The sequence below is a fragment of the Pseudomonas sp. S35 genome (genome assembly GCF_009866765.1).
Classification (GTDB): domain Bacteria; phylum Pseudomonadota; class Gammaproteobacteria; order Pseudomonadales; family Pseudomonadaceae; genus Aquipseudomonas.
Genome location: NZ_CP019431.1, coordinates 4977132 through 5002578, shown reverse-complemented (window position 1 = coordinate 5002578; position 25447 = coordinate 4977132). Strand labels below are relative to the sequence as shown.

Sequence of the window (25447 nt, the reverse complement as noted above, 5' to 3'; positions counted from 1 at the left end):
GTAGTCGTCGCTTGCTGTTGGGGAAAAACCGCACTGCTGTAACGGCGTGCGGTTTTTTCTTTAGCGTCTATGAAAAGTAGCGCCGATGAAAAGTAAGCTCTGAAGCAAAGTGTCGTCATTAGAAAAAGGAGAGTGCTGTGTCGCGTAGACGCGTCGTAGTCACCGGTATGGGTATGTTGTCGCCACTGGGTACGGATGTGCCGAGCAGTTGGCAGGGCATTCTGGCTGGCCGCAGTGGTATTGGTCTGATCGAACACACGGACCTTTCTGCCTATTCCACCCGTTTTGGCGGCTCGGTAAAGGGTTTCAATGTCGAGGAATATCTCTCGGTCAAAGAATCCCGCAAACTCGACCTGTTCATTCAATACGGCCTGGCAGCCGGTTTTCAGGCAGTGCGTAATGCCGGCCTGGAAGTCACCGACGCCAACCGTGAACGCATCGGCGTGGCCATGGGTTCGGGTATTGGCGGTTTGACCAATATCGAAGAAACCAGCCGCACGCTGCATGATTCGGGCCCTCGTCGAATTTCACCGTTCTTCGTGCCTGGCTCGATCATCAATATGATTTCCGGTTTCCTGTCCATCCACTTGGGTGCACAGGGACCTAACTACGCCATTGCCACGGCGTGCACCACGGGTACGCACTGCATCGGCATGGCGGCGCGCAACATCGCCTATGACGAAGCCGACGTGATGATCGCCGGCGGCGCCGAAATGGCCGCCTGCGGCCTGGGCATGGGCGGCTTCGGCGCCTCGCGCGCACTGTCGACCCGCAACGACGAGCCGACCCGTGCCAGCCGTCCGTGGGACAAGGGCCGTGATGGTTTCGTACTGTCCGACGGCGCCGGTGCGCTGGTGCTGGAAGAGTTGGAGCACGCCAAGGCGCGTGGTGCCACCATCTACGCCGAGCTGATCGGTTTTGGCATGAGCGGCGACGCCTACCACATGACCTCACCACCGTCTGACGGTGCTGGCGCTGCGCGTTGCATCACCAATGCCCTGCGTGATGCCAAGGTCAACGTCGACCAGGTGCAGTACATCAACGCCCATGGCACTTCGACTCCCACCGGTGACCTGGCGGAAGCCGAGGCCATCAAGTCGGTGTTCGGCGAACACGCCTACAAGCTGGCGGTCAGCTCCACCAAGTCCATGACCGGTCACCTGTTGGGGGCGGCGGGCGCGGTCGAGGCGATCTTCAGTGTGATGGCCATCAAGGACCAGGTCGCTCCGCCGACCATCAACCTGGATGAGCCGGACGAAGGCTGCGACCTGAACTTCGTGCCGCATGAGCCGCAGCCGATGCCGATCGACGTAGCGATCTCCAACTCGTTCGGGTTTGGGGGCACCAACGGTTCCCTGGTGTTCCGCCGGTTCGCCGAGTGATGCACAGCTGGGTCGACGGTCAGCCAGCGGACAGTGTGCCCCTGAAAGATCGCGGCCTGGCATATGGCGATGGGCTGTTCGAGACCATCGCCGTCAAGGCCGGGCAGCCCGTGCTGCTCGACCGCCATCTGCATCGCCTCGATGAGGGCAGCAAGCGGCTGGCCTTAACGGCTGATCACGGGTTGATCCGCAGCGAAGTGCTGGCCTACGCCGCTGCCCTTGGCGACGGTGTCCTCAAATTGATCCTCACTCGTGGCGATAGCTTGCGCGGTTATGGCCTCAATCCCGGCGCGCCGGTGCGGCGTATCTTGCAGGGCAGTCCGCCAGCGACCTACCCCCACGCGCATGAAGTCGACGGCATCCGCCTGTTTCCGTGTGCGACCCGCTTGGCCGAGCAGCCGCTCTTGGCTGGGCTCAAACACCTCAATCGCCTGGAGCAGGTGATCGCCCGCGCCGAGTGGCAAGATGCCGAATATGCCGAAGGTTTGATGCTGGATATGTCTGGGCGCGTCATTGAGGGCGTATTCAGCAATCTGTTTCTCGTGCGTAATGGCTTGTTACTAACCGCCGATCTACAGCGTTGTGGTGTTGCGGGCGTGATGCGCGCCGAGGTCCTGGCCCAGGCGCGCGCCCTGGGGGTCCCGGTGGCCGTGGCCGACATCAATGTCGAGCAATTGCAGCAGGCCGACGAAGTCTTCGTATGCAACAGCGTATATGGCATTTGGCCGGTCCGTGGGTGCGCTGCGATGAGCTGGTCGGTTGGGCCGCTCACCCGTAAACTGCAGGGCATTGTTCGCGCACTATTGGATATTTGAGTTGATACGAAAACTGGTTGTACTGCTGCTGATCGGTCTGTTCTCGGCAGCGTTGCTGGCGGGCTTTTCTGCCTGGAAATACGATGCGGCCTTGAAGCAGCCGCTGAATCTGACGCAGGAGCAGTTGCTCGATGTACCGGCAGGGGCGACCCCTACCGGGACGTTTAACCGCCTCGAAGCCGACGGCGTGCTCGATGGCGCGTTCTGGCTGCGCCTGTATTGGCGCTTCAACCTCGACGGCCAGCCACTGCACAGCGGCGAATACCGCATGACGCCTGGCATGACCGCCGAAGGCCTGATCGGCCAGTGGCAGCGTGGCGAAGTGGTGCAATACAGCCTGACGCTGGTGGAAGGCTGGAACTTTCGCCAAGTGCGCTCGGCCCTGGCCAAGCATGAAAAGATCGTACAGAGCCTCTCAGGCCTGACTGACAGCGAAGTGATGGAGAAGCTCGGCCACCCCGGCGTGTTCCCCGAAGGGCGGTTCTTCCCCGACACCTACCGTTTCGTGCGCGGCATGACCGACGTTGAGTTCCTGAAAAAAGCCTACAACCGCCTAGACGACGTACTCGCCCAGGAGTGGAGCAAGCGCGCCGCCGACGCGCCTTACACTGACCCTTATCAAGCGCTGATCATGGCCTCCCTGGTCGAGAAAGAGACCGGTGTGCCGCAAGAGCGCGGCCAGATTGCCGGTGTGTTCGTCCGCCGCCTGAAGATCGGCATGCTATTGCAGACTGATCCCACGGTTATCTATGGCCTGGGTGAGCGTTACAACGGCAAGTTGACCCGTGCTCATCTCAAGGAAGCCAACCCTTACAACACCTACATGATCGCGGGGTTGCCGCCGACGCCGATCGCGATGGTTGGGCGCGAGGCCGTCCATGCCGCGTTGAACCCGGTGCCGGGCAGCAGCCTGTATTTTGTCGCCCGTGGCGATGGCAGCCATATTTTTTCCGATAACCTGGATGCGCACAACGCCGCCGTCCGTGAGTTTCAGCTCAAGCGCCGCGCCGATTACCGCTCCAGTCCGGCGCCAGTGGTTAAGCCGCCGGTAGACGTTACGCCGCCCGCTGAACCCGCGCCGGACACCGCCGCGCCGCAAAGCCCGCAATGACTCTGATTAAGGACCGCCTGTGACTGGCTTGTTTATCACCCTGGAAGGCCCCGAAGGCGCCGGCAAAAGCACCAACCGCGATTACTTGGCCGAGCGCCTGCGCGCCGAGGGCGTCGAGGTGGTCTTGACCCGCGAGCCCGGCGGTACGCCGCTGGCCGAACGCATCCGCGAAGTGCTGCTGGCCCCAGGCGAAGAACAGATGAACCCGGACACCGAGCTGCTGCTGGTGTTTGCCGCCCGAGCCCAGCACCTGGCCGAAGTGATTCGCCCTGCCTTGGCACGCGGTGCGGTGGTAATTTGCGACCGTTTCACCGATTCAACCTATGCCTATCAGGGCGGTGGTCGCGGCTTGTCCCTGGAGCGCATCGCCACCCTGGAAGCTTTCGTGCAAGGTGATCTGCGCCCTGACCTGACCCTGCTGTTCGACTTGCCGGTTGAAGTGGGCATGGCCCGTGCCAGCGCCCGTGGTCGTCTCGATCGCTTCGAGCTGGAAGGCCAAGCATTTTTCGATGCGGTGCGCAGCGCGTTCCTCAAGCGTGCCCGGGCCGAACCTGTGCGCTATCACCTGCTGGACGCAGCGCAGCCGTTGTCCCAGGTGCAGCAGGCCATCGACGGCTTGTTGCCAACGCTGTTGGAGCGCGCCCGTGGCTGAAGCCTACCCGTGGCAGGACAGTCTCTGGCAGCAATTGGCCGGCCGTGCCCAGCACGCCCACGCTTATTTGCTGCACGGGCCAATCGGTATTGGCAAGCGCGCCCTTGCCGAGCGCCTGATGGCCAGCCTGCTGTGCCAGCGCCCGGTCAACCTGCAAGCGTGCGGCGAGTGCAAATCCTGCCTGTTGCTCAAGGCCGGCAGCCACCCGGACAACTACCTGCTGGAACCTGAAGAGGCCGACAAGGCGATCAAGGTCGACCAGGTGCGTGATCTCGTCGGTTTCGTGGTGCAGACCGCGCAGATGGGTGGGCGCAAGGTGGTGTTGATCGAGCCGGTGGAGGCGATGAATATCAACGCCGCCAACGCCTTGCTCAAAAGCCTGGAAGAACCCTCCGGCGACACTGTGTTGTTGCTGGTGAGCCACCAGTCCAGCCGCCTGTTGCCGACCATCCGCAGCCGCTGCGTGCAGCAGGCCTGTCCGCTGCCCAGCGAGGCCATGAGCCTGCAATGGCTGGCGCAGGCGTTGCCTGACTGTTCCGCAGACGAGCGCGGCGAACTGCTGACCCTGGCCGCCGGTTCGCCCCTGGCCGCCGTGAAGCTGCAAGCCCAAGGCGTACGTGAGCAACGTGCGCTGGTGGTGGATGGGGTGAAAAAACTGCTCAAGCAGGAGCTGTCCGCGACACAGTTGGCCGAATCGGCGTGGAAAGACATCCCGCTGCTGCTGCTGTTCGATTGGTTCTGCGACTGGTCGAGCCTGATCCTGCGCTACCAACTGACCCAGGATGAAAATGGCCTGGGCCTGCCGGACATGCGCAAGGTTGTGCAGTACCTCGCGCAGAAAAGTGCGCAGGACAAAGTGCTGAACATTCAGGACTGGATCCTCGCCCAGCGCCAGAAAGTGCTCGGCAAGGCCAACCTCAACCGTGTGTTGTTGCTTGAAGCCCTGCTCGTGCAGTGGGTTGGTTTGCTCGGCCGCCGTTAATTTCCGTGGCCGACGGGTGTATCGTCGGCCAGACACTTTCCGAGACTCAAGTTGTAATTTCCTATGCTCGTAGATTCCCATTGCCACCTTGATCGCCTTGACCTCGCCCAGCACGGCGGCTCCCTCGACGCAGCCCTGGACGCTGCTCGCCAGCGCGGGGTAGGGCACTTCCTGTGCATCGGCGTCAGCGCCGACAACGCCGCCGACGTCAAAGCCCTGGCTGAACGCTATGCCGACGTGGATTGCTCGGTAGGTATCCACCCGTTGGACCTCAAGCCCGGCGAAGCTCCGGCCCTCGACTGGTTGCTGGGCGAGCTCAACCACCCGCGTGTCGTGGCTATCGGCGAGACCGGCCTGGATTACCACTACGAGCCCGAGGCCGCCGAGTTGCAGCAGGCCTCCTTCCGTTTGCACCTGCAAGCGGCCCAGCAGACCGGCAAGCCGGTGATCGTCCACACCCGTGGCGCCCGTGCCGATACGCTCACCTTGTTGCGCGAAGCGGCGTTGCCCCAAGCGGGCGTGTTGCATTGCTTTACCGAGGATTGGGACATGGCCAAGGCTGCCCTGGACCTGGGTTTCTATATTTCCCTGTCGGGCATCGTGACTTTCCGCAACGCCGACGCACTGCGTGACGTGGCGCGCCAGGTCCCGGCCGACCGCCTGCTGGTGGAGACCGACTCGCCCTACCTGGCGCCCATCCCCCATCGCGGCAAGCCGAACCTGCCGGAGTATGTGCGGGATGTGGCAGATTACCTGGCGATGCTGCGCGGTGAGTCCTACGAGCGCTTTGCCGAGCAGACGACCGAGAACTTCAAGCGCCTGTTTGCCTTGGCTCACGTTACTGGGTAGGCCCACGGTCAAATTACAGGCAAAAAAAACCCGGGTTCTGGGGGGTGAATCCGGGTTAAGACCATTAGGAGTAAAACAAGGGCACACAGTCCGTCGGTACCCAGGTCGGCGCTTCACTTGGGGGAGATGTCACGCCGACAGTTCAAGTATTGATCAGTATCTGATTCAGTCCAGTCACGACTGATCGTTTTTTAAACAGATTTGGAATACGTGCGCTTCGCTTGAGTTCTCATCGAGGCGGTGCACGGGCCTAGTTGTTGCGTATTATTTCTGACTGATTTGAATGAAAACGTTGGCGCTCTGAAAGTAAAGTGCGTGGCGGGTTCACATAGGCGTTGCCCAACGACCGTTCAGTCGGGATAATCCCTCGCACTGGGTAAATCGTATCGCCGTGTATTCGTGGCCCTGCGCAACCCTCCCTATCCCGACCTTTGCAGACCTCTTCCTCATGCACAAAGAACCCCGTAAGGTCCGTGAATTTCGCCGCCGTGAGCAGGAAATTCTCGACACCGCACTCAAATTGTTCCTCGAACAAGGCGAAGACAGCGTCACCGTCGAGATGATCGCGGATGCCGTGGGTATCGGCAAAGGCACGATCTACAAGCACTTCAAGTCCAAGGCCGAGATTTACCTGCGCCTGATGCTCGACTACGAGCGCGACCTGAACGAGCTGCTGCATTCGGCCGATGTCGACAAAGACAAGGAAGCTCTGTCCCGCGCCTACTTCGAATTCCGCATGCGTGACCCGCAGCGCTACCGCCTGTTCGACCGCCTGGAAGAGAAGGTGGTCAAAGGGCATCAAGTGCCGGAGATGGTCGAGGAACTGCACAAGATCCGCGCCTCGAACTTCGAACGCCTGACCCTGCTGATCAAGGGTCGCATCAGCGAAGGCAAGCTTGAAGACGTACCGCCTTACTTCCACTACTGCGCTGCCTGGGCGTTGGTGCATGGCGCCGTAGCGCTGTACCACTCGCCGTTCTGGAGCAATGTGCTGGAAGACCAGGAAGGTTTCTTCCAGTTCCTGATGGACATCGGCGTGCGCATGGGCAACAAGCGCAAGCACAGCACCGAGCCAGCCGCCGTCGAGTCTGCGCCCGTTGAGACGCCGGCGTCGTAATCTTTACTGCCAGGCGTAGTACCCCAGGAATATACTCAGGCAAGGACCTTGCTAAAAGCTGATTTATCAGTCAGCTTTTGCTGCGCCCGAATTATCCTCTGCCGGAGTGATCCATGATCGTTGATCGTCAAGGCAGGCGTTTTCGCAATTTGCGGATCAGCCTGACCTCAGCCTGCAATTACGCGTGTACCTACTGCGTGCCCAACGGCAAGCGGCTGGTGGCTGCCCAGGACGAACTCTCGGCCGAGGCCATGGCCCGTGGCGTGGCTTACCTGATCGAAGCGGCGGGCATCGACCGCCTGCGCATTACCGGTGGCGAGCCGTTGGTGAGCCCCAAGCTGGAAGCCTTCATGGGCGCCGTCGGTGGCATGGGCCTCAGCGATATCAGCCTGACCACCAACGGCCAGTTGCTGGCGCGAAAACTGCCGTTGCTGGTGGATGCCGGAATCAAGCGCATCAACGTCTCCCTCGACACCTTGGACGCAGGCGCTTTCCGCAGCATCGCCCGTGGTGGCGACCTGGCCACCGTGCTCGATGGCATGGACCAGGCGCGTGCCGCAGGAATCAAGATCAAGGTCAACATGGTGCCGTTGCGCGGCCAGAACCTCGACCAAGTGATGCCGCTGCTTGATTACTGCCTGGAGCGTGGCTACGAGCTGCGCTTTATCGAGTTGATGCGCATGGGCCACCTGGCCAAGGATTCCAACGCGTTCCTGCAGCAATTCGTCAGCTTGCAGCAATTGCTCAGCCTGATCGGCGAACATCACGAATACCTACAAGCCAACGCCCCGGTTGACGCCACTGCAGTTCGCTACGAGGTGCCGGGCAAGGGTTACTTCGGCGTCATTGCCAACGAAAGCGTGCCGTTCTGCCGTACGTGTTCGCGGTTGCGCCTGTCGTCCACCGGTTGGCTGCATGGCTGCCTGTCGTCGAGCAATCGCCACTATGTCGGCGACCTGCTCGACAAGCCGCGCCACCAGGCACTGCCGGCGCTGCAAGGCTTGCTGATGAAGGCCCTGGGCGACAAACAGGAAGTGGCGTTCTCGGGTGGTGCCACCATCATGAAGATCATCGGCGGCTGACGCTATCCGAGATTACACATCATCCAATGTGGGAGGGGGCAAGTCGAATCGTCGCACCGCCCCTCCCACATTTGATTTGAGTTGCCCCAAGCTGGCGCAGAACCTGCATCTCACGCCCATTCGCCGGTTTTCCGTCACCGGCTTCTGGAGGATTAGGATGCGTAGTCTGGTTTTGTTGCTGGCGTCATTGACGCTGAGTGGTTGCATGACCGTCAGCGATATGGCCGAAGGCACCCGCTATCAGATGAGCGACGCCGGGTTGCTCGACCACAGCGATACGCGCCGTAGCGCCTCAGTTCGCATACAGCCGGACTCCTTCGTCTTTATCGCCCAAGGCGCGTTCGTGCCGCCGGGCAGCGCCTATCCACGTCCGAACGTGGTGGCTGAAGAAGCCTTCAACGGCTTCGTCGAATACTTCCCCATGGTGCGCCGCGCCCGTCAGCCCGAGGGGCTTGAGCAGGCGATGGCTGAAGCCCGTGCGGCGGGTGCCCACTACCTGCTGTATTGCCGATTCGCCAAGGCGGATGACCGTATCGGCAACGCCGATGAATGGGCCGATCAAGAGGCCCTGGACCGGGTTGGCCTGGACAGCGGTGTGATCCAGATCATGTTGATCGAGACCAGTACCCAGTATTTGATTGATACTGCACGTATTCGCAGTCGTGGCGGTTTACTGACGTTCCACGACAATCGGCCACAAGACCTGATTGCCCGCCCGCTGGCGCAGTACGCCCGAGGCCTGCTGGGCATGAGTGATCAGTAAGGCCAGTTCAAAAAAGGGAGAACCCCATGACCGATTCCGCCAAGGGCAACGACCTGTTGGCCCAACTCCCTAAAGGCAAGGGGCCGGCGCCGGTGCACCTGTGGAACCCGGATTTCTGCGGCAACATCGACATGCGCATCGCCCGCGATGGCACCTGGTTCTACCAAGGCACGCCCATCGGGCGAAAGCCGATGGTCAAGCTGTTCTCCAACATCATTCGCCGCGATGGCGATGATTACTTCCTGATTACTCCCGTGGAAAAAGTCGGCATCACCGTCGATGATGCGCCCTTTGTCGCGCTGACCCTGGAAGTTGAAGGGCAGGGTGAAAGCCAGTTGCTGCGCTTTACCACCAACGTCGATGAACAGATCGAAGCCGATATCGAACACCCGCTGCGGGTGGTGATCGACCCCGTCACCCAGGAACCTGCGCCCTACCTGCGAGTACGCACCAACCTCGAAGCCCTGGTGCATCGCAACGTGTTCTACCAATTGGTCGAGTTGGCCGTGAGCCGTCCGATCAACGGTCAGAACTGGCTGGGCGTGTGGAGCGGCGGCGAGTTTTTCCGCATTGGCCTGGAGCCCTGAGGCCGGTTTTTTCATCTCCCTGAAATAATTCGCTTGCTGCAAACGGGCGCTTTCGGTTATCAATTTGTACATGATTAGACATGTTCGATTTGATAAGAAAAAACGCGTCGTCGACGAGCTCATCCGCCGTATCGAGGGTGGAGTGATGGCCGACGGTTTCCTGCTGCCGGGCGAGCACCAACTCGCCGAAGAGTTCGCGGTCAGCCGTGGCACCCTGCGCGAAGCGTTGGCCGAGCTCAAGCGGCGCAATTACATTGCGACCCAGAGCGGTGTCGGCTCCATCGTCACGTTTGACGGCATGGTGCTCGACCAGAACAGCGGGTGGGCCCAGGCCTTGGCAGACACCGGCGCCTTGGTGATCACCGACATCCTGCGCCTGGAAGCGGTGACGCGTCCCGACCTGTCCAGCCGGTTCGGCACCGAGCGATTTATCGCCCTCGATCGCCGCCGGCGCACCACCGATGGCACCGCCGTGTCCCTTGAACGTTCGCTGATGCCTGCATCTGGCGGCCTGGAAAGCCTGCCCCACGTCGGCCTGATCGACAACTCCCTGACCATCACCCTGGCGGCCTACGGCTATGTCGGCGCCGACGGTGACCAATGGATCGGCGCCGAGCCCTTGAGCGAGGAAGACGCACAGTTGCTCGGCCGCCCGGCGGGCAGCGTGTTTCTCAAGGCTTCGCGCACCACCTACGACCGGCGCGAGCGGTTCATGGAACACGTCGAAAGCTTGCTCGACCCTCTGCACTTTCGCCTGCACCTGCAATTTGGATCTTCGAAATGACCCCGAATACTCGCGCCCTGGGCGCTTTCTACGGTCTTGCGCTAGGCGATGCCCTGGGCATGCCCACTCAGTCCCTGAGCCGCGAGCAAGTGCGACAGCGCTTCGGTGCCATCACCGCCCTCGAAGATGCCGGTGCCGACCAACCTATCGCGCCGAACATGCCCGCCGGTTCCATCACTGACGACACCGAGCAGGCGATTCTGGTCGGCGAGTTGCTGGTGCAGGGCCAAGGCAAAATCGAACCCACCGTACTCGCCCAGCGCCTGATCGACTGGGAAGCGGTGATGCGGGCCAAGGGGTCCCAGGACCTGCTCGGCCCGTCGACCAAGCGCGCCATCGACATGATCCTGGCCGGGCATACCCCGGAAGAATCCGGGCGCTACGGCACCACCAATGGCGCCGCCATGCGCATCACGCCCGTGGGCATCGCCGCCGATGTCAGCGACCCGGCAGCGTTTATCCAGGCGGTGATCCAGGCGTGCCAGGTCACGCACAACACGACCTTGGGCATCTCCAGTGCGGCAGCGGTGGCGGCGGTGGTGTCTGCCGGGATCAACGGCGTGGACCTCGGCGAAGCGCTGAACATCGGCACCCAGATCGCCCAGCAGGCCGAAGGCCACGGTCATTGGGTTGCCGGCGGCCGTATTTCTACCCGCATCAGTTGGGCGCGCACCTTGAGTGTCGGCAGTGGCGACACCGCCTTGTTTGCCGACTTGCTGTACGAATTGATCGGCACCTCCGTCGCCTCCCAGGAGTCGGTGGTGGTGTCGTTCGCCCTCGCCCAGCAAGTGGCGGTGGGTGACCTGAATGCGTTCCAAGCCCTGTGCCTGGCCGCCAGCCTGGGGGGCGACACCGACACCATCGCGGCGATTTTGGGCGCGATGCTCGGCGCGTGTCTGGGCATGCAGTGCTGGCCTGCGGCAATGATCGAACAGGTCAAGGTCGTGAATGGGTTGGACCTGCAGCCGTTGGTTGAAGCTTTGTTGAAAATGCGCTGAGTCAGGACGACCGGGAATACCGATTCACCTTGCATACCTGCCACAACCACAACAATACAGGCACCAGGAGCACCCCTCATGAGCAGCACTTCTTCCGGCCAAAGCGCCGGGCAATTGGAAACACGCGGCATTGAACCGGTCCCCGAAGGCGAGTGCAACGGCCATCCGCTGCAACTGTTCTGGGTCTGGTTCGCCGCCAACATCAGCATCCTCGGCTTGCCGCTCGGCGCGACGCTGGTGGCGTTCCGGGGCCTGGCGATCTGGCAGGCGATCATCGTGGCGATCCTCGGCGCTGCTGGCTCCTTTGCGGTGGTGGGCATCATCTCCATTGCTGGCCGCCGTGGCCGTGCGCCGAGCCTGACCCTGTCCCGCGCCATCTTCGGGGTGCGCGGCAATATCGGCCCGACGTTGGTCTCGCTGATGTCGCGCCTGGGTTGGGAAACCGTCAACACCACCACGGCGGCGTTCGTGTTGCTGTCGTTGTGTTCGATCCTGTTCGGCTCGCCGGTCGAGGCCAAAAGCGCGCCGGTGCTGACGCTGATCTTCATCGCCATTTTCGTGCTGCTGACCCTGGCCGTTTCCGGCCTGGGCCACGCCACCTTGCTGGTGATCCAGAAGTGGGCCACCTACGTGTTCGGTGCGTTGAATATCCTGGTGGGCGGCTTCCTGTGCGCCACCATTGACTGGAGCGCGGTGTTCAACGCCACGCCGGCACCGCTGAGCGCGATGATCATCGGCGTCGGCACGATGGCCGCCGGCACCGGTATCGGCTGGGCCAACGCCGGTGCCGACATGTCGCGCTACCAGCACCGCAGCGTCAAGGCCGTGCGCCTGGTAGCGTCCGCCGCGTTTGGTGCGGGGATTCCGCTGGTGCTGCTGATTACCCTCGGCGGCCTGCTGTCGGTGGGCAACAATGATTTGGCCTCGGCCACCGACCCGATCATCGCGATCCGCGACATGCTGCCCACCTGGATGGCCGTGCCGTACCTGATCACCGCGTTCGGCGGGTTGCTGCTGTCGAACAACCTGTCGGTGTACTCGGCCGGCCTCACCACCTTGACCCTCGGGTTGAAGGTCAAGCGTGTGCACGCGGTGATCGTCGACATCGTGGCGATCTTCGCCGGTTCGATTTACTTCATGCTGATCGCCGACAGTTTCTACGGCCCGTTCATCACCTTCATCTCGTTGCTTGCGGTGCCGATCACCGCATGGGTCGGGATCTTTGTGGTCGACCTGATCCACCGTCATTACTACAGCCCCAAGGATCTGCTGGACGTCAGCCCAAGCAGCGCCTACTGGTATCGCGGCGGCGTGGAGTGGCGTGCCTTCGGCGCCTGGGCGGTGGCGATTGTGCTGGGTTTCAGCTTCACCACCATCGGCACTACCGCCGAAAACATCTGGTTCGCCGGGCCGTTGTCCGACTCCTGGCTGGGCCACAACGGCCTGGGCTGGATCGTCACCTTCCTGGTGGCTGGCGGGATTTATGCCGTACTGGGCGGCGCGGCGGATCGTCGCCCAGCGTTAGTAGAGCGTCCCAATGTCTAGATTGCTGCACACCGGCCAGGTCATCGTCGACCTGGTCATGGCCCTCGACACCTTGCCCGCCACCGGCGGCGACGTGCTCGCGCAATCGGCGAGTTTCGAAGCCGGTGGCGGTTTTAATGTGATGGCGGCGGCGCGACGCAATGGGTTGCCGGTGGTTTACTTGGGACGTCACGGCGACGGCCGCTTCGGCGACCTGGCCCGCGCGGCAATGCAGGCCGAAGGCGTGCAGATGGCCCAGTGTGCCAGCGAGGGCAAGGACACGGGGTTGTGCGTGTCGTTGACCGAGGCCACCACCGAGCGCACCTTCATTTCCCATATCGGCGCTGAAGGCGATTTAAGTGCCGAGGATTTGGCCCGTGTCGTTCCTCTGGCTGACGATTATGTGTACGTCAGCGGCTACAGCCTGTTGCTGGAGGGCAAGGCGCAGGCGTTACTCGATTGGCTGCTGGCGATGCCGCGCGATATCACTGTGGTGTTCGATCCTGGGCCGCTGGTCAAGGCGCCGGATTCGGCGCTGATGGTTGCCTTGCTGCCACGTATCGATATCTGGACCAGCAATGGCCCGGAAGCCCTGGCGTTTACGGGGGCGAAAACACTGGCGCAAGCGTTGCTCGACCTCAACCGGCATCTGCCCGATGGCGCGCTGCTGGTGGTGCGTGATGGGCCGAATGGCTGTTGGGTCAGCCGTCACGGGCGCGCCGACCATATGCCGGGTTTCAAGGTGAGGGCGGTGGACAGCAATGGCGCGGGAGACGCGCATGCGGGGGTGTTTATTGCCGGTTTGGCGTCTGGTTTGACACCGGTTGAAGCGGCGTGTCGGGCGAATGCGGCCGCAGCGTTGGCGGTAACGCGTTGGGGGCCGGCCACCTCGCCCGGCACCGAAGAAGTTGACGCCTTGCTTGCTCAGTAACCTCGGACCAGAGATGTGGGAGGGGGCTTGCCCCCGCCCACATTTGGTTTATGTGGACGCTACTGAAGGGCGTCCAATTTGCGCGCCTCATCCACCCCGGACGCCGTCAGCTTGATCGGCAGGTTCAGCGAGTATTCACCGGCGTCGTCGGTGGTCACATGCCCATCCTTGATCAGGCCGCGATCCTGCAGGAACGCCAACACACTGGCCACCTCCTTTTCGCCGCGGTAGTTGTCCAGCACCTCTTTGCCCAAACCTTGCGGGTGGGCGTGCAGCAGGCGGGTGAGGACTTCTTTTTCAAGGTTTCTATCGACGTTCATGCGTACCTCTTCATGGGGAAATGATCGGGTGTTCGGCTTGCGGTCGAGCGCTTAAGGCGCGGGTTGTTTCGGCGCGCCGGGCAGGTTCGAGTCGTCGCCTTTGTTGACCTTCGGCTCATTGATCGAGGGGCCCATTTTGCCGTTGCCCACAGCTGCGGGTGCCTGGCGCTCGGTGTCATGACCCTTGGTGTGCGGGTCGGCGCCGTTGGTGTTGTCGATGATGGCGCCACCATTGGTCTCCAGGCCGGTGCCCATGGATTTTTGCGATTCGGTGGTGGCGTCCGGGGTTGGATCGGTTGGGCCGGTGGTGGAGCTGGCGGCAAAGGCGCTCAGCGAAGTAGCGCACAGCAGGCCGGTGAGGGCGAGGGCAGCAAACTTGGTATTTTTCATGAGGGTGTCTCCATAGGATTATTGTCCTTACCCTTTATTGGTCAGCCCCCCTTTGTTGATGGTGCCTTGATGGCGACGAACGGTATCAGCCCACCTGTAAAATTTTGTGTGCCGTTGCTCGACGCCAAACCAGGCGCGCCACGCTGATCATCCAATTGCCCAAGGCCACGACCACTACGCCGAACATCAGCGCTGGCAGGCCGAAGTCGACGATGATCCAGCCCGCCAACCAGGGAAACCCGAAGACGCCGACAAAGTACGCCAGGCTGAACAACAGCAATGCCTGGGACGTGGTGCCGGCCGGTGCTTCGTTGGCCACCAGCCCGTTGATCACCGAATACGTCAGGCCATAACCGACCCCCAGCGTCACGGCCGCCAGCAGGTAACTCACGTTGCCACTGACACCAAAGGCAAACAGCAGGATCGACCCCAGCATCACCCCGGACAACACGCAGGCGGCCACATAGGCATCACGCTTGACCACGTAGCCGGCGATCAACAGGCGACTGGTAATCGCCGCACTGACGAACCCTGCAAAGAACAGCGAATAATCCAGCCCGTGAGCCGCCGCGTAGCTGGTCTGGAACGAAGACAACCCACCAAACACGCAACCCCCGAGCCCCACCATGACAATGGCAAACACCGCCCGTGAAGACAGCACACGACGGCAGGCCCCCCAGGAAATTTTCGACACCGGCGCCGTGGCATGGCGTTTGAGCGCCGTGCCCAATAACCAGAACATCACCACCCCGACCAGGCTGGCCAGCGCGGCAATGTAGAAGGCACTGGTCAAGGGCAGCCCCAGCGCATTGGCGGCCCGGCCCAGCAGAGGCCCCGAACCGATACCGCTCATCATGCTGCCCGACAGGAGTGCGAAATATTTGGCGCGCTGCTGGGGCGCCACCAGCATGGCCACGATGATCGGGCCCAAGGTGTAGAACACCCCCCAACCTAAACCCAGGGACAACCCGAACAGCATCAAACCCTCACCAAACCCCGGCATCAACGCAAAGCCCAGGCATGCCACCACCAGCAACACACCCATCCCGGCAATGGCCCGCGCCGCGCCCAACGCATCCGCCAAATGCCCGGACAGCAGCACCGCCACAAAAGTGCTGAGCATTGCCGTGGAGATCACACTGCCGGCATCGTGCTCGTTGCCACCGCGCGCGTGAATCAGCAACGACAGTAAAAACGTCGAGCCGTAAGACAGCGACAGCAGGAAACTGGCGAGGCAAAACAGCGCGAACAACGGGGTGCTCACCGGGGGCGTGGACTGCATGGGGCCGCCTATAGGTGGTTGGAGTTATGGCCCACTGTTTACCACGCACGTTGAGCGGGTTTGTTGTGTGGTTGCTGATGCTTGCATGAGTGCTGGCCGGAGTAACCCGGCAGCCTGCGAAAATGCGCTGCAATCCGTCATCAAAGCGCCTTAGTATGTGCGCTTTGAAATTGCCCAAGGCTTGCCCATGACCATCGAGATTCGCCCCGCCGTGCCCAGCGATGCTGCGCAGATCCTGACGTTCATCACCGAGCTTGCCGAGTACGAGAAAGCCCGGCATGAAGTGATCGCCAGCGTGGTGGATATCGAGCGCAGCCTGTTCAGCGAGGGCGCCACCGCCCACGGCCTGATCTGCTTGCGTGATGGTTTGCCGATTGGTTTTGCGGTGTTCTTTTTCAGCTATTCCACCTGGCTGGGCAGCAACTGCCTGTACCTGGAAGACCTCTACATCAACCCCGAGCAACGCGGTGGCGGGGCGGGCAAGAAGTTGCTGCGCCACTTGGCCAAGATCGCGTTTGATAACGGCTGTGGCCGCTTCGAGTGGAGCGTGCTGGACTGGAACGAGCCGGCGATTGCCTTCTACAAATCCATCGGTGCGCAACCGCAGGAGGAGTGGGTGCGCTACCGCATGGAAGGTGATGCGTTGCGCGATTTTGCCTTGGGCTGATGGTCAGCCCGATCAAAAAAACCGGCCGATCCAAGGCCGGTTTTTTATAAATAAGCTCACAATATGGGATGCAAATTTATATATTGAGATGTTTCAGGGTCTGGGTTTATAGTCGGCGGCATCAGCACTCACTACCAAAAATAAAACAGGTGAAGCGATGCAGGCACAACCGTTGTCACTCCCCGCCGTGCCCGAACCCACTTACGGCGAGCGGCTCAAAGGCAAGGTGGTGATCATCACCGGCGCCGCCCAAGGCATCGGCGAGGCCATCGTCGCGTGTTTCCAGGCCCAGCAGGCGCGCCTGGTGATCGCGGATATCCAAGGCGAAAAAGTCGAAAAAGTGGCCGCCCACTGGCGCGAACGCGGTGCCCAAATATATGCGCAAGCCGTCGATATCACCTCAAAAGAACAATGGCAGGCGCTGGTCAATATGGCCATCGAACGCTTCGGCCGCGTGGATGTGCTGGTCAACTGCGCTGGCGTCAACGTGTTCTGCGACCCGCTGGAAATGACCGACGAGGACTGGCGCCGCTGCTTCGCCATCGACCTCGACGGCGCCTGGTTTGGCTGCCGCACGGTGCTGCCGCACATGATCGAGCAGGGCATCGGCAACATCATCAACATAGCCTCCACCCATTCCAGCCACATCATCCCCGGTTGCTTCCCGTACCCGGTGGCCAAGCACGGCCTGCTCGGCCTGACCCGCGCCTTGGGCATCGAATACGCGCCCAAGGGCATCCGTGTGAATGCCATCGCGCCGGGCTATATCGAAACCCAACTCAACGTCGACTACTGGAACGGTTTCGCCGACCCCCACGCCGAGCGCCAGCGCGCCTTCGACCTGCACCCGCCCAAGCGCATTGGCCAGCCGGTGGAAGTGGCGATGACCGCGCTGTTCCTGGCCACCGACGAGGCGCCCTTTATCAATGCCACCTGCCTGATGATCGATGGCGGGCGGTCTGTGATGTACCACGACTAGAACGTTTAACGCTCAATAACAACAAGAGGTGGTTCATGTTTAAGAAAACACTAGGCACCCTGGCACTTGCCCTGGCGTTCAGCGGCGTTGTATCGGCCGCCGAAGAAGTGAAGATCGGCTTTTTGGTCAAACAAGCCGAAGAACCCTGGTTCCAGACCGAATGGGCCTTCGCCGAAAAAGCCGGTAAGCAACACGGTTTTACCGTGATCAAGATCGCCGTGCCCGATGGCGAAAAGACCCTTTCCGCCATCGACAGCCTGGCCGCCAACGGCGCCAAGGGCTTTGTGATCTGCCCGCCGGACGTGTCCCTCGGCCCGGCCATCGTGGCCAAGGCCAAGCTCAATGGCTTGAAAGTCATGGCGGTGGATGACCGCTTCGTCGATGCCAAGGGCAACTTCATGGAGGACGTGCCGTACCTGGGCATGGCTGCGTTTGAAGTCGGCCAGAAACAAGGCGCCGCCATGGCCGCCGAAGCGAAAAAACGTGGCTGGGATTGGAAGGACACCTACGCGGTGATCAACACCTTCAATGAACTCGACACCGGTAAAAAACGCACCGACGGCTCGATCAAATCCCTCGAAGAAGCCGGCATCCCCAAAGACCACATCCTCACCGCCGCGCTGAAAACCCTCGACGTGCCGGGCAGCATGGATGCCACCAACTCGGCGTTGGTCAAGCTGCCCAGCGGCGCGAAAAACCTGATCATCGGCGGCATGAACGACAACACCGTGCTCGGCGGCGTGCGCGCCACGGAAAGCGCCGGCTTCAAGGCGGCCAACGTGATCGGCATCGGCATCAACGGCACCGACGCCATCGGCGAACTGAAAAAGGCCGACAGCGGCTTCTTCGGCTCGATGCTGCCGAGCCCGCATATCGAGGGCTACAACACCGCGCTGATGATGTACGAGTGGGTCACCAAAGGTACCGAACCACCGAAGTACACCGCGATGGATGAAGTGACCCTGATCACCCGCGCCAACTTCCAGGAAGAACTGACCAAGATCGGGCTGTGGAAATGACCGCTGCGGCCCTGCGGTTCGAGGGGATCGGCAAAACCTTTCCCGGGGTCAAGGCGCTGGACGGCATCAGCTTCAGCGCCCAGCCGGGGCAGGTGCACGCGTTGATGGGCGAGAACGGCGCGGGCAAGTCGACGCTGCTGAAAATCCTCGGCGGCGCCTACATTCCCAGCAGCGGCACGGTGCAGATCGGCGAGCAGACCATGGCGTTCAAATGCGCGGCGGACAGCATCGCCAGTGGCGTCGCGGTGATCCACCAGGAGCTGCACCTGGTGCCGGAAATGAGCGTGGCCGAGAACCTGTTCCTCGGCCATCTTCCGTCGCGCTTCGGCATGGTCAATCGGGGCCTGCTGCGCAAGCAGGCCCTGGCTTGCCTCAAGGGGCTGGCGGATGAAATCGATCCTGAAGAAAAGCTCGGACGGCTGTCCCTGGGCCAACGCCAACTGGTGGAAATCGCCAAGGCGTTGTCCCGTGGCGCCCATGTGATTGCCTTCGACGAGCCCACCAGCAGCCTATCGGCGCGGGAGATCGACCGCTTGATGGCGATCATCACGCGCCTGCGCGATGAGGGCAAAGTGGTGCTCTACGTGTCGCACCGCATGGAAGAAGTGTTCCGCATTTGCAACGCAGTGACGGTGTTCAAGGACGGCCGTTACGTGCGCACCTTTGACGACATGAGCGCGTTGAGTCACGACCAGTTGGTGACCTGCATGGTCGGTCGCGACATTCAGGACATCTACGACTACCGCCCGCGTGAGCAGGGTGAGGTGGCGCTCAAGGTGGATGCTTTGCTGGGCCCCGGCCTGCGCGAGCCGATCAGTTTCGAGGTGCGCAAGGGCGAGATTCTTGGGCTGTTCGGCTTGGTCGGGGCAGGGCGCACGGAGCTGTTCCGCTTGCTCAGCGGTTTGGAGCGCAGCAGTGCCGGCAGCCTTGAGTTGTGCGGCGAAACATTGCAACTGCGCTCCCCGCGTGACGCCATCGCCGCCGGTGTTTTGTTGTGCCCGGAAGACCGCAAGAAGGAGGGCATCATTCCGCTTTCCAGCGTCGCCGAGAACATCAACATCAGCGCCCGTGGCGCCCATTCCGCGTTCGGTTGGTTGCTGCGCGAAACCTGGGAAAAAGGCAACGCCGACCAGCAAATCAAGGCGATGAAAGTCAAGACGCCGGATGCGCAACAGAAAATCATGTACCTGTCCGGCGGCAATCAGCAGAAGGCTATTTTGGGCCGCTGGCTGTCGATGCCGATGAAGGTCTTGCTGCTGGATGAGCCAACGCGGGGCATCGACATCGGCGCCAAGTCGGAGATTTACCAGATCATCCACAACCTCGCGGCCAGCGGCATTGCGGTGATTGTGGTGTCCAGCGATTTGATGGAAGTGATGGGCATTTCCGACCGCATCCTGGTGCTGTGCGAAGGCGCCCTGCGCGGTGAGCAAACCCGTGCACACGCCACTGAATCCAACCTGCTGCAGCTGGCCCTGCCGCGCCGCGTGACGAACTGAGAGACGACCATGACCACTCAAAACAACGCGTTGCCAACCGCACGCAAACCCCTCGACCTGCGTGCATTGCTCGACAACTGGGCGATGCTGTTGGCCGCGGTGGGCATCTTTGTGCTGTGCGCCTTGCTGATCGACAACTTCCTCTCACCGCTGAACATGCGCGGCCTGGGCCTGGCGATTTCCACCGTGGGCATCGCCGCCTGCACCATGCTGTTCTGCCTGGCGTCGGGGCATTTCGACCTGTCCGTAGGTTCGGTGATTGCCTGCGCCGGCGTGGTGGCGGCGATTGTGATGCGCGACACCGAAAGCGTGATGCTCGGCATCGGCGCTGCGCTGTTGATGGGCCTGATCGTCGGGTTGATCAACGGCATCGTCATCGCCAAGCTGCGGGTCAATGCGTTGATCACCACCTTGGCGACCATGCAGATCGTGCGCGGCCTGGCCTACATCTTTGCCGACGGCAAAGCGGTTGGCGTGTCCCAAGAGCAGTTCTTCGTATTCGGCAACGGCCAGTTGTTCGGCGTGCCGGTGCCGATCCTGATCACCATTGTGTGCTTCGTGTTTTTCGGCTGGCTGCTGAACTACACCACCTACGGGCGCAACACTATGGCCATCGGCGGCAACCCGGAAGCGGCGTTGCTGGCGGGGGTGAACGTTGATCGCACCAAGATCCTGATCTTCGCCGTACACGGCCTGATCGGCGCACTGGCCGGCGTAATCCTCGCCTCGCGCATGACCTCGGGCCAGCCGATGATCGGCCAGGGTTTTGAACTCACGGTGATCTCGGCATGCGTGCTGGGCGGGGTGTCGTTGAGCGGCGGGATTGGCATGATCCGGCATGTGATTGCGGGGGTGTTGATTTTGGCGATCATTGAGAATGCGATGAACCTGAAGAACATCGACACGTTTTATCAGTACGTAATTCGCGGCTCGATCCTGCTGCTGGCGGTGGTCATCGACCGCATGAAACAACGCTGATCCCTCCCACATTTGGATCTCCACTGCATTGAGGTTTTTGCCATAATGCCCGCGCTTTTTTACTTATAGGCCTGATATGCAACAACCTCCCGACAGCCCGAGCAAAGACGCCGCCCCCACTGGCACCCAGACCCTGCTGCGTGGCCTGGGCGTGGTGCAGGCCGTGGCGGCCGGTGCGCGGGATCTGAAAGAGATCGCCAAGCGCATCGGCACCACCCGCAGCACCACCCATCGCCTGGCCAGTTGCCTGGTGGACGAGCGCTACCTGCGCGTGGTGCCGCAAGTCGGTTACCTGCTAGGGCCAAAGTTGATCGAGCTGGGGTTCCAGGCCCGCGAAGAGTTGCCGTTGGTGACCCTGGCCGTGCCGTACCTGGACGAGCTGTCGGCGTTGACCGGCGACACCATTCACCTGGCGATTCGCGAGTTCGACGACGTGCTGTACCTGCACAAGAACCCCGGCCGTAATGGCCCGGAAATGCGCTCGCGGGTCGGCCACCGCATGCCGCTGGCGCGCACGGGCGTAGGCAAGGCAATGTTGCTGGATGACTCGGTTGCAGAGTGGCAACGCTTGTACGAAACCAGCCTGCCAGCGGGCGGAAAAAACCTGCAGTGGCCGCAGCACCCGGAACAGTCCTGGGCACAGTTCGAGCAGCGCATGCATGAATACGTGGTGGGTGGGTATGCATTCGACCTGGAAGACAATGAACCGTCGATCCGTTGCGTCGCGGCACCGGTGCGCGATGCCAGCCGGCGAATCGTCGCCGGCATCAGCATCGCCAGTACCGTGCCCTACATGCCGCTGGAGAAAATGGCCGAGCTGATCCCTGTGATCAAACAGGTTGCGGCGCGGCTGTCAGCGGAGTTGGGCGCGAAGGCCTGATCAGACCTTCAGGGTCGCCATGTCGATGACAAAGCGGTACTTCACATCACCGGCGATCATGCGGGCGTAGGCCTCGTTGATCTGGCGGATGTCGAGCATTTCGATGTCGCAGGTGATGCCATGTTCGGCGCAGAAATCCAGGACCTCCTGGGTTTCTGCAATGCCGCCGATCAGCGAGCCGGCCAGCACTTTACGCCCCAGCACCAGTTTGGCTGCGTTGACCGGCGGGTCCACCGGCTCGATCAAACCGACCAGGATGTGCACGCCATCAAAGCGCAGCACGTCGAGGTAGGGGTTGAGGTCATGCTGCACCGGAATGGTGTCCAGCAGGAAGTCAAAGTGCCCGGCGGCGGCTTTCATCTGCTCGGCGTCGGTGGACACAATCACGTGATCGGCGCCCTGGCGACGGCCTTCCTCAGCCTTGCTCGCCGAGCGGGTGAACAGCGTGACTTCTGCGCCCATCGCCTTGGCGAACTTGATGCACATATGGCCCAGGCCGCCCATGCCCAGGATCCCGACTTTATCGCCGGCCTTCACGCCGTAGTGCTTGAGCGGCGAATACGTGGTGATGCCGGCGCACAGGATCGGCGCGGCGCTGGCCAGGTCGAGCTTGGCCGGAATCTTCACCACAAAGTGCTCGCTGACCACGATGCTGTCCGAGTAGCCGCCCATGGTGTTGCTGCCATCCACACGGTCCGGGGTAGCGTAGGTCATGGTCGGGCCTTCGAGGCAGTATTGCTCCAGGTCCGATTGGCAGGCTTCGCAGTGACGGCACGAATCGACCATGCAGCCCACGCCGACCAGGTCGCCGACTTTATGCGCGGTGACGCTGGCGCCGACGGCAGTGACCTTGCCGACAATCTCATGGCCCGGCATCAGCGGGTACACCGCGATGCCCCATTCGTTGCGTGCCTGGTGGATGTCGGAGTGGCAGACGCCGCAGTACAGAATCTCGATGGCCACGTCGTCGGCGCGCGGGCTGCGGCGTTCAAACGACATGGGGGCGAGGGGAGTGGTGGCCGACTGGGCGGCATAACCGATGGCGGTATACATGGTGAAACCTCGCAAAAAGCAGTGACAAGTGAGGCGGGTCATTCTCCCCATCGACCGTCGGGGCGGCCATGACGATTGCTCCGAGTCTCATGCCTATTCGTCCGGGAGTGCCCTGTGTTTGGATTTATGTGCCCCCAGACCTGCGATGATGTTCCCATCCCTTTTTCGCGAAGTTTTTTGCCATGTTGTTGACCCGCCATCTCGATGCCAACGCCACGCTGGTTTCCCTGATTGAGGGGCTCACGCCCTGTGACGGTTTTTCGCCGACCCACCTGCCCGGTGTAAAGGTGCTGCGCGCCAGTTGCGATGTGGCGCGTGGCCCGCAGATCTATGAGCCGAGCCTGATGTTCGTGGCCCAAGGCAGCAAGCTCGCGTACCTGGGGCCGCGTACCCTGGAGTACGGTGCGGGGCATTACCTGATCCAGGCGATGCCGGTGCCGTTCGAGTGCGAGACATTTGCCCTGGCGCCCGATGCGCCGCTGTTGGGGGTGTCGGTGGGTATCGACCGTGTGGTGTTGGGGGAGTTGGTGATGGCGATGGGCATGCAGGCCGGTCCACCGCCGACGGCACAGACCTTGGCGTCGATGAGTTCGGTGGTGCTTGATGACGCCATGCGCGGCTGCGTCGAGCGCCTGTTGCAGTGCCTGCACGATCCGCTGGAAAGCCGGATCATGGGCCCGGCGCGTGTGCGCGAATTGTTGTTCACCGCGCTGCGCGGGCCCCAAGCCGATGTACTGCGTGCGTTGGTGGAGCAACAGGGGCAATTCTCGCGGATTGCCACTTCACTGAATCACCTGCATGCCCATTTCGCCGAGCCGCTGAATATCGAGACGTTGGCTGGCTATGCGCACATGAGCGCATCAACCTTTCATGAACACTTCAAGCGCTGCACCTTGCTGTCGCCGGTGCAGTACCTCAAGCGCCTGCGCCTGCTCAAGGCCCAGCAGTTGCTGCTGCTCGAAGGCATGGGTGTGGCCCAGGCGGCGCACAACGTGGGCTACCAGAGCACGTCGCAGTTCAGCCGCGAATACAAACGCTACTTCGAGCGTAACCCTGGGGAAGAGCGCGCGGCCTAGTAGTAACGGCGCGGGTCGGAATCGATCAGGCTGGCCAACTTGGTCAGGGCGAAGCGCAATTCGTCCTGGCTGGTGGGCGACATCAGTACCAGCCGCACACTGCGCGTCACCCCGCAGCGTTCGGCCTGGAACTGCGTGCCACTGAGCACCAGCACCCCGTTGGCCCGCGCCAGCATGGTGAATTCATCGCTGGTCCACGGCTCGGGCAGCGTCAGCCAGACATGGTAGGAGTAGGGCTGGGTCTTGAGTTCGTAATTGGCGAAGATCTCCTGGGCAATCGCTTGGCGCCCGGCGGCTTCGTTGCGCTGGATACGGATCAGTTTTTTGTCCAGCCCTTCGGTGATGACATTGCTTGCCAGTTGCGCGGTCAGTGGCGACGGCATCCACACGCTGCTGCGCACCATCGACGTCAGGCGTGACAGCAGTTTTGGCGGGCTGTACAGGTAGCCGATGCGCAGCGCAGGCATCACCGACTTCGACAGGCTGGTCAGGTACACCGAGCGGTCCGGGGCAAACGCCGACAGCGGCTTGATGGACGGGTCGGTGGCGAGAAAACCGTAGATGTCATCGTCGAGGATGATGAAGTCGAACTCTTCGGCCAGTGCGGCGATTTGCGCCCGGCGTTTTTGCGACATGATCGCCGCTGTCGGGTTCTGGCAGGTTGCCACGCACACCAGCATCGCCGGTTTTTCGCGCAGGCACAGTTCGCGCAGAGCCTCGGGGATGATGCCTTCGTCATCCATCGGCACGCCCCGCAGGCGGCGCTCCAGGCCGTGGGCCAGGGAGATGATGCCGGGGTAGCAAAGTTCTTCGCAGAGCACCAAATCACCGGCGTTGGTCAGGGCGCTCATGGCCACCATCAAGCCGTGCTGGGCGCCGGCGGTGATGATCACTTGCTGCCACTGCGCGTCCGGCAATGAATGCCGCAACCACTGCGCGCCCGCCTCGCGATGCGCCGGGTGGCCGCCGTCCGGGGCGTAGTCCAGGGCGCGTGCGAAATCGGTGCTTTTGGCCATGCCGATCAGTGCGTCGCGCAGCCAGTATTCCAGGGTTTCGCTGTAGGGCTTGATGATCGACAGGTCGAGCAGTTCGGGATGCCCCAGGTTCAATGGCATCGACGCGCTGTCACTCGCCGGCAGTTCCAGTTGCTTCTGATTGAGCACGTACGTCCCGCGCCCAACTTCCCCCTGCACCAAGCGACGCCGCTGGGCTTCGCTATACGCCCGGCTGATGGTGCCCGGCGTGACATTCAGGGTCGTGGCCAGCTCCCGCAGGGTCGGCAGGCGATCGCCTTCGTTCAATACGCCGTTGCCGATGTCGCGTGCCAACGCATCGGCAATCGACAAATACATCGGCTGGCCGAATTCGCTTAGCTGGGGAACCCACATGAATGATCACTGCCCATCGTAGAAATGATGAATATCCGAGCATATCACATGGAGGTTGAGCAGCTAATAAATCGACACAATCGATAAATTGAGTCGATTGATGCTGTGATTGAGTCGAGATTGATCGTCAGGTCCGGATATTTTTTACTTTTTTAATCGCTTTATAAATCAATTGATTAAATGGTTTTCAAGCGGAAAATCGGCACCATTGGCAAAAAAACATCTGCTAACAACCTCATTGGCTATTGAGTCAACTCAATTACCTCAAATACACTCATTTCGAATCGAGTCAATCGACTCAATTCTCCCCAGGTCACTGCCGGCCCTGCCGCGCCAACT

26 protein-coding genes are annotated in these 25447 nt (G+C 61.6%); 21 read left to right on the top strand and 5 right to left on the bottom strand.

The genetic code is table 11. The features are described 5' to 3' along the window. The first annotated feature begins 137 nt into the window (after positions 1 to 137). From fabF to PspS35_RS22320, 14 genes are all read left to right on the top strand, one after another. Complete coding sequence (fabF, locus tag PspS35_RS22385; RefSeq protein ID WP_159936836.1) at positions 138 to 1382, top strand: beta-ketoacyl-ACP synthase II; 1245 nt, start codon at positions 138 to 140, stop codon at positions 1380 to 1382. Then, positions 1382 to 2197: an aminodeoxychorismate lyase gene (gene pabC, locus PspS35_RS22380; RefSeq protein ID WP_159936835.1), complete on the top strand. Its 816-nt coding sequence runs from the start codon at positions 1382 to 1384 to the stop codon at positions 2195 to 2197. The genes fabF and pabC overlap by 1 nt, the downstream gene beginning before the upstream one ends. 1 nt (position 2198) lies before the next feature. Beyond that, positions 2199 to 3308, top strand: coding sequence for an endolytic transglycosylase MltG (gene mltG, locus PspS35_RS22375; RefSeq protein ID WP_159936834.1), 1110 nt, complete (start codon positions 2199 to 2201; stop codon positions 3306 to 3308). Positions 3309 to 3327: 19 nt separating this feature from the next. After that, positions 3328 to 3960: a dTMP kinase gene (gene tmk, locus PspS35_RS22370; RefSeq protein WP_159936833.1), complete on the top strand. Its 633-nt coding sequence runs from the start codon at positions 3328 to 3330 to the stop codon at positions 3958 to 3960. Beyond that, the gene (locus PspS35_RS22365) at positions 3953 to 4942 is read left to right on the top strand and encodes a DNA polymerase III subunit delta' (protein WP_159936832.1); all 990 of its coding nucleotides are present in this window, start codon (positions 3953 to 3955) and stop codon (positions 4940 to 4942) included. Before tmk ends, PspS35_RS22365 begins: the two co-directional genes overlap by 8 nt. A 63-nt stretch (positions 4943 to 5005) precedes the next feature. After that, positions 5006 to 5791, top strand: a complete 786-nt coding sequence (locus tag PspS35_RS22360; RefSeq protein ID WP_159936831.1) for a TatD family hydrolase — start codon at positions 5006 to 5008, stop codon at positions 5789 to 5791. A gap of 448 nt (positions 5792 to 6239) precedes the next feature. Then, entirely contained in the window at positions 6240 to 6908 is a 669-nt protein-coding gene (locus PspS35_RS22355; protein ID WP_159936830.1) for a TetR/AcrR family transcriptional regulator, read from the top strand. Between the two features lie 113 nt (positions 6909 to 7021). Then, positions 7022 to 7990, top strand: coding sequence for a radical SAM protein (locus PspS35_RS22350; RefSeq protein WP_159936829.1), 969 nt, complete (start codon positions 7022 to 7024; stop codon positions 7988 to 7990). A gap of 157 nt (positions 7991 to 8147) precedes the next feature. Beyond that, the gene (locus PspS35_RS22345) at positions 8148 to 8753 is read left to right on the top strand and encodes a DUF4823 domain-containing protein (RefSeq protein ID WP_159936828.1); all 606 of its coding nucleotides are present in this window, start codon (positions 8148 to 8150) and stop codon (positions 8751 to 8753) included. Positions 8754 to 8779: 26 nt separating this feature from the next. Continuing rightward, positions 8780 to 9340 carry a DUF1285 domain-containing protein gene (locus PspS35_RS22340; RefSeq protein ID WP_159936827.1) on the top strand — a complete coding sequence of 187 codons (561 nt, stop codon included), beginning with the start codon at positions 8780 to 8782 and terminating at the stop codon, positions 9338 to 9340. A gap of 70 nt (positions 9341 to 9410) precedes the next feature. Then, complete coding sequence (locus tag PspS35_RS22335; protein WP_159936826.1) at positions 9411 to 10124, top strand: GntR family transcriptional regulator; 714 nt, start codon at positions 9411 to 9413, stop codon at positions 10122 to 10124. Beyond that, a complete protein-coding gene (locus PspS35_RS22330) occupies positions 10121 to 11122 on the top strand; it encodes an ADP-ribosylglycohydrolase family protein (protein ID WP_159936825.1) in 1002 nt (333 codons plus the stop codon). The genes PspS35_RS22335 and PspS35_RS22330 overlap by 4 nt, the downstream gene beginning before the upstream one ends. 78 nt (positions 11123 to 11200) lie before the next feature. After that, a complete protein-coding gene (locus PspS35_RS22325; RefSeq protein ID WP_159936824.1) occupies positions 11201 to 12667 on the top strand; it encodes a cytosine permease in 1467 nt (488 codons plus the stop codon). Next, positions 12660 to 13577: a PfkB family carbohydrate kinase gene (locus tag PspS35_RS22320; RefSeq protein ID WP_159936823.1), complete on the top strand. Its 918-nt coding sequence runs from the start codon at positions 12660 to 12662 to the stop codon at positions 13575 to 13577. Before PspS35_RS22325 ends, PspS35_RS22320 begins: the two co-directional genes overlap by 8 nt. Before the next feature lie 59 nt (positions 13578 to 13636). Here PspS35_RS22320 and PspS35_RS22315 read toward each other — a convergent pair whose 3' ends face one another. The 3 genes from PspS35_RS22315 to PspS35_RS22305 form a co-directional block, all read right to left on the bottom strand. Next, the gene (locus tag PspS35_RS22315) at positions 13637 to 13897 is read right to left on the bottom strand and encodes a hypothetical protein (RefSeq protein ID WP_112196493.1); all 261 of its coding nucleotides are present in this window, start codon (positions 13895 to 13897) and stop codon (positions 13637 to 13639) included. 51 nt (positions 13898 to 13948) lie between these two features. Further along, a complete protein-coding gene (locus PspS35_RS22310; protein ID WP_159936822.1) occupies positions 13949 to 14287 on the bottom strand; it encodes a hypothetical protein in 339 nt (112 codons plus the stop codon). 85 nt (positions 14288 to 14372) lie between these two features. Next, positions 14373 to 15569 carry an MFS transporter gene (locus PspS35_RS22305; RefSeq protein WP_159936821.1) on the bottom strand — a complete coding sequence of 399 codons (1197 nt, stop codon included), beginning with the start codon at positions 15567 to 15569 and terminating at the stop codon, positions 14373 to 14375. 187 nt (positions 15570 to 15756) lie between these two features. Here PspS35_RS22305 and PspS35_RS22300 point away from each other — a divergent pair, with 187 nt between their 5' ends. From PspS35_RS22300 to PspS35_RS22275, 6 genes are all read left to right on the top strand, one after another. Beyond that, entirely contained in the window at positions 15757 to 16236 is a 480-nt protein-coding gene (locus PspS35_RS22300) for a GNAT family N-acetyltransferase (RefSeq protein WP_010208407.1), read from the top strand. A gap of 157 nt (positions 16237 to 16393) precedes the next feature. Continuing rightward, positions 16394 to 17215 (top strand): SDR family oxidoreductase, encoded by an 822-nt coding sequence (locus tag PspS35_RS22295; protein WP_159936820.1) that lies wholly within the window; start codon positions 16394 to 16396, stop codon positions 17213 to 17215. Positions 17216 to 17250: 35 nt separating this feature from the next. Beyond that, entirely contained in the window at positions 17251 to 18234 is a 984-nt protein-coding gene (locus PspS35_RS22290) for a substrate-binding domain-containing protein (protein WP_159936819.1), read from the top strand. Continuing rightward, positions 18231 to 19733, top strand: a complete 1503-nt coding sequence (gene araG, locus PspS35_RS22285) for an L-arabinose ABC transporter ATP-binding protein AraG (protein ID WP_159936818.1) — start codon at positions 18231 to 18233, stop codon at positions 19731 to 19733. The genes PspS35_RS22290 and araG overlap by 4 nt, the downstream gene beginning before the upstream one ends. Before the next feature lie 9 nt (positions 19734 to 19742). After that, on the top strand, positions 19743 to 20711 hold the full coding sequence (gene araH, locus PspS35_RS22280) for an L-arabinose ABC transporter permease AraH (RefSeq protein ID WP_159934689.1): 969 nt from the start codon (positions 19743 to 19745) through the stop codon (positions 20709 to 20711). A gap of 76 nt (positions 20712 to 20787) precedes the next feature. After that, complete coding sequence (locus PspS35_RS22275; RefSeq protein WP_159936817.1) at positions 20788 to 21591, top strand: IclR family transcriptional regulator; 804 nt, start codon at positions 20788 to 20790, stop codon at positions 21589 to 21591. Here PspS35_RS22275 and PspS35_RS22270 read toward each other — a convergent pair whose 3' ends face one another. Further along, on the bottom strand, positions 21592 to 22644 hold the full coding sequence (locus PspS35_RS22270; protein ID WP_159936816.1) for an NAD(P)-dependent alcohol dehydrogenase: 1053 nt from the start codon (positions 22642 to 22644) through the stop codon (positions 21592 to 21594). Positions 22645 to 22826: 182 nt separating this feature from the next. Between PspS35_RS22270 and PspS35_RS22265 the strand changes: the two genes are divergently transcribed. Then, positions 22827 to 23720, top strand: a complete 894-nt coding sequence (locus PspS35_RS22265; protein WP_159936815.1) for an AraC family transcriptional regulator — start codon at positions 22827 to 22829, stop codon at positions 23718 to 23720. Here the strand turns inward: PspS35_RS22265 and PspS35_RS22260 are convergent. Further along, a complete protein-coding gene (locus tag PspS35_RS22260) occupies positions 23717 to 25108 on the bottom strand; it encodes a PLP-dependent aminotransferase family protein (protein ID WP_159936814.1) in 1392 nt (463 codons plus the stop codon). The two genes, PspS35_RS22265 and PspS35_RS22260, sit on opposite strands and share 4 nt — an antisense overlap. Between the last annotated feature and the right edge of the window lie 339 nt (positions 25109 to 25447).

Bases quoted from the DNA above. Each gene is read 5' to 3' on its own strand.
- pabC (WP_159936835.1), top strand. From the start codon at position 1,382: ATGCACAGCTGGGTCGACGGTCAGCCAGCGGACAGTGTGCCCCTGAAA.
- PspS35_RS22360 (WP_159936831.1), top strand. From the start codon at position 5,006: ATGCTCGTAGATTCCCATTGCCACCTTGATCGCCTTGACCTCGCCCAG.
- PspS35_RS22355 (WP_159936830.1), top strand. From the start codon at position 6,240: ATGCACAAAGAACCCCGTAAGGTCCGTGAATTTCGCCGCCGTGAGCAG.
- PspS35_RS22350 (WP_159936829.1), top strand. From the start codon at position 7,022: ATGATCGTTGATCGTCAAGGCAGGCGTTTTCGCAATTTGCGGATCAGC.
- PspS35_RS22345 (WP_159936828.1), top strand. From the start codon at position 8,148: ATGCGTAGTCTGGTTTTGTTGCTGGCGTCATTGACGCTGAGTGGTTGC.
- PspS35_RS22340 (WP_159936827.1), top strand. From the start codon at position 8,780: ATGACCGATTCCGCCAAGGGCAACGACCTGTTGGCCCAACTCCCTAAA.
- PspS35_RS22335 (WP_159936826.1), top strand. From the start codon at position 9,411: ATGATTAGACATGTTCGATTTGATAAGAAAAAACGCGTCGTCGACGAG.
- PspS35_RS22330 (WP_159936825.1), top strand. From the start codon at position 10,121: ATGACCCCGAATACTCGCGCCCTGGGCGCTTTCTACGGTCTTGCGCTA.
- PspS35_RS22325 (WP_159936824.1), top strand. From the start codon at position 11,201: ATGAGCAGCACTTCTTCCGGCCAAAGCGCCGGGCAATTGGAAACACGC.
- PspS35_RS22320 (WP_159936823.1), top strand. From the start codon at position 12,660: ATGTCTAGATTGCTGCACACCGGCCAGGTCATCGTCGACCTGGTCATG.
- PspS35_RS22315 (WP_112196493.1), bottom strand. From the start codon at position 13,897: ATGAACGTCGATAGAAACCTTGAAAAAGAAGTCCTCACCCGCCTGCTG.
- PspS35_RS22310 (WP_159936822.1), bottom strand. From the start codon at position 14,287: ATGAAAAATACCAAGTTTGCTGCCCTCGCCCTCACCGGCCTGCTGTGC.
- PspS35_RS22305 (WP_159936821.1), bottom strand. From the start codon at position 15,569: ATGCAGTCCACGCCCCCGGTGAGCACCCCGTTGTTCGCGCTGTTTTGC.
- PspS35_RS22300 (WP_010208407.1), top strand. From the start codon at position 15,757: ATGACCATCGAGATTCGCCCCGCCGTGCCCAGCGATGCTGCGCAGATC.
- PspS35_RS22295 (WP_159936820.1), top strand. From the start codon at position 16,394: ATGCAGGCACAACCGTTGTCACTCCCCGCCGTGCCCGAACCCACTTAC.
- PspS35_RS22290 (WP_159936819.1), top strand. From the start codon at position 17,251: ATGTTTAAGAAAACACTAGGCACCCTGGCACTTGCCCTGGCGTTCAGC.
- araG (WP_159936818.1), top strand. From the start codon at position 18,231: ATGACCGCTGCGGCCCTGCGGTTCGAGGGGATCGGCAAAACCTTTCCC.
- araH (WP_159934689.1), top strand. From the start codon at position 19,743: ATGACCACTCAAAACAACGCGTTGCCAACCGCACGCAAACCCCTCGAC.
- PspS35_RS22275 (WP_159936817.1), top strand. From the start codon at position 20,788: ATGCAACAACCTCCCGACAGCCCGAGCAAAGACGCCGCCCCCACTGGC.
- PspS35_RS22270 (WP_159936816.1), bottom strand. From the start codon at position 22,644: ATGTATACCGCCATCGGTTATGCCGCCCAGTCGGCCACCACTCCCCTC.
- PspS35_RS22265 (WP_159936815.1), top strand. From the start codon at position 22,827: ATGTTGTTGACCCGCCATCTCGATGCCAACGCCACGCTGGTTTCCCTG.
- PspS35_RS22260 (WP_159936814.1), bottom strand. From the start codon at position 25,108: ATGTGGGTTCCCCAGCTAAGCGAATTCGGCCAGCCGATGTATTTGTCG.